Consider the following 2,931-nt stretch of genomic DNA (forward strand, 5'->3'; position numbering starts at 1 on the left):
AGATCAGGCCCGCGCTGAACTGGCCGACGAGCCTCACACGCTGGAACTCGTAGACGACAAATCCGGGGACGCCGAGATCATGGAGGTCGGCGGCGACGAGCTCACCGCTTACGACAACCTCAATCCCCGCACCCGCGAACGGGTTTGGGGTGACTTGTGCCGCGGGCCGCACATCCCGACCACCCGCTACATCCCGGCCTTCAAGCTGACCCGAAGCTCTGCTGCCTATTGGCGCGGTGACCAGAACAGCGCCAGCCTGCAGCGCATCTACGGCACCGCGTGGGAATCGCAGCAGGCGCTGGACCGCTATCTGCAGCTGGTCGAAGAGGCTCAGCGCCGCGACCACCGCAAACTGGGCACTGAACTTGACCTGTTCAGCTTCCCCGACGAAATCGGCTCCGGCTTAGCTGTTTTCCACCCGAAGGGTGGCATCGTGCGCCGTGAACTCGAGGAGTACTCGCGGCGCAAGCACATCGAGGCCGGCTACGAATTCGTCAACACGCCGCACATCACCAAGGCGGAGCTGTTTCACACGTCGGGGCACCTGGACTGGTACGCCGACGGCATGTTCCCGCCGATGCACCTCGATGCCGAGTACGACGACGAAGGCGCGGTGCGCAAGCCGGGGCAGGACTACTACCTCAAGCCGATGAACTGTCCGATGCACACCTTGATTTACCGGTCCCGCGGACGGTCTTATCGCGAACTTCCGTTGCGGCTCTTCGAGTTCGGCACGGTGTACCGGTACGAGAAGTCTGGTGTGGTACACGGATTGACCCGCGCGCGTGGATTCACCATGGACGACTCGCACATCTTCTGCACCCGCGACCAGCTGCACGGCGAACTGGCGTCGCTGCTGCGGTTCGTGCTCGACCTGCTGGGCGATTACGGGCTGGTGGACTTTTATCTGGAGCTGTCCACGAAGGACCCGGAGAAGTTCGTCGGCTCCGACCAGATGTGGCAGGAAGCCACCGACGCGTTGGCCGAGGTGGCGGCGGAGTCCGGCTTGGAACTGGTGCCCGACCCCGGCGGCGCGGCGTTCTACGGCCCGAAAATCTCGGTGCAGGCGCGCGACGCGCTGGGCCGCAGCTGGCAGATGTCGACGATCCAGGTGGACTTCAATTTTCCGGAACGTTTCGAACTCGAATACACCGCCACCGACGGCACCCGCCGACGGCCGGTGCTGATTCACCGCGCGCTGTTCGGGTCGATTGAGCGGTTCTTCGGCATCCTCACCGAGCACTACGCCGGCGCGTTCCCGGTCTGGCTGGCGCCGGTGCAGGTGATCGGCATCCCGGTCGCCGACGGCCACGTGCCCTACCTGAAAGAGATTGCCGGGCAGTTGAGGTCGCACGGGGTACGGGTCGACGTGGACACCAGCGACGATCGGATGGCCAAAAAGATCGTTCAGCACACCAACCAGAAGGTGCCGTTCATGTTGCTGGCCGGGGACCGCGACATCGAGGCCAACGCGGTCAGTTTCCGTTTCGGCGATCGCACCCAGATCAACGGCGTACCCCGCGACGATGCGGTCGCGGCGATCGTGGATTGGATCGCCAGCCGCGAGAATGCCACTCCCACAGCCGACTTGGTGAAGGTGGGCAGCGGTGGCTGACGAGGAGCCGATCGTCGACAGGGGCGTCGGTAAATCCGATCGGCTGCAGCGGCTGTGGACGCCCTACCGGATGAGCTACCTGGCCGAGGCTCCGACGCGGCGCGACAACTCCGAGCCGCCGCAGCCGTTCACCGATATCCCGCAGCTGTCCGACGAGGACGGCCTGGTGGTGGCCCGCGGTCAGCTGGTCTACGCGGTGCTTAACCTCTATCCCTACAACCCGGGACATCTGATGGTGGTGCCCTACCGGCGAGTGTCCGAACTGGAGGAACTGACCGGTTCGGAAAGCGCGGAGTTGATGACGTTCATCCAGAAAGCGATCCGCGTCATCAAGAACGTGTCGCGGCCACACGGTTTCAACGTGGGACTGAACCTCGGCACCTCCGCGGGCGGGTCGCTGGCCGAACACCTGCACGTGCACGTCGTGCCACGGTGGGGCGGGGATGCGAACTTCATCACGATCATCGGCGAGTCCAAGGTTCTTCCGCAGTTGCTGCGCGACACGAGGAACCTGCTGGCCGCGGAATGGGCGAGCCAGCCATGAGCAAGCTGTTCTCCCGTGAGGGCGTCGCGCGCGTCACCCTGCCGCTGGCGCGGGGGTTTCTGCGGGCCGGTTTCACCGCGGACGGCGTCACCATCGTCGCCACTGCTGGGGCCGTGCTGGCCGCGTTGACACTGTTTCCGATCGGTCGGTTGTTTGCCGGCACGATGGTGATCTGGTTCTTCGTCATGTTCGACATGATCGACGGGGCGATGGCGCGGGAAAGCGGAGGCGGCAGCAGCTTCGGGGCCGTGCTGGACGCCACCTGCGATCGCATCAGTGACGGTGCGGTGTTCTGCGGCCTGCTGTGGTGGGCGGCGTTCGGTCTGCACAGCCCACCGCTGGTCGCGGCCGCGATGATCTGTCTGGTGACCTCGCAGGTGATCTCCTACATCAAGGCGCGCGCCGAGGCCAGCGGTCTGCGCGGTGACGGCGGGATCATCGAACGGCCGGAACGGCTGATCATCGTGCTGACCGGGGCGGGCTTGTCCGACCTGCCTATCCATCCGTTGCCGTGGGCGCTGCCAGTCGCGATGTGGACGTTGGCTCTGGCGAGCGTTGTCACCTGCGTTCAGCGGTTGCACACGGTGCGGGTCTCGCCCCGGGCGGCCGAACCCCTGGCTCGGGAAGACAGCTCGCCCGACCGCGGCGCCGGATCGGGAAGACGCGAGTCGTGATCTCGAGCCCGTCGGGTCTTCGGCTACGCCCAGTCAGCGGCATCCCGCTGGCTGACCGGGTCACCGACTGGGGGTTCGCGGCCGGCTGGCGCGTGGTG

Annotated in this window: 3 protein-coding genes; all 3 read left to right on the forward strand. The window is 65.7% G+C overall.

Annotated features, from left to right (window positions below):
- Window positions 1-1,615 (forward strand): threonine--tRNA ligase (gene thrS, locus WA317_RS14410; RefSeq protein ID WP_425173679.1); only part of this gene is annotated, 1,615 nt, incomplete at its 5' end.
- Window positions 1,608-2,159, forward strand: coding sequence for an HIT family protein (locus WA317_RS14415; RefSeq protein ID WP_425173680.1), 552 nt, complete (start codon window positions 1,608-1,610; stop codon window positions 2,157-2,159). The genes thrS and WA317_RS14415, both read left to right, overlap by 8 nt.
- Window positions 2,156-2,833, forward strand: coding sequence for a phosphatidylinositol phosphate synthase (gene pgsA, locus WA317_RS14420; RefSeq protein WP_425173681.1), 678 nt, complete (start codon window positions 2,156-2,158; stop codon window positions 2,831-2,833). The genes WA317_RS14415 and pgsA overlap by 4 nt, the downstream gene beginning before the upstream one ends.
- Window positions 2,834-2,931 lie beyond the last annotated feature (98 nt).

Origin of the sequence: Mycobacterium sp. (assembly GCF_049802695.1) — a bacterium.
Taxonomy (GTDB): domain Bacteria; phylum Actinomycetota; class Actinomycetes; order Mycobacteriales; family Mycobacteriaceae; genus Mycobacterium.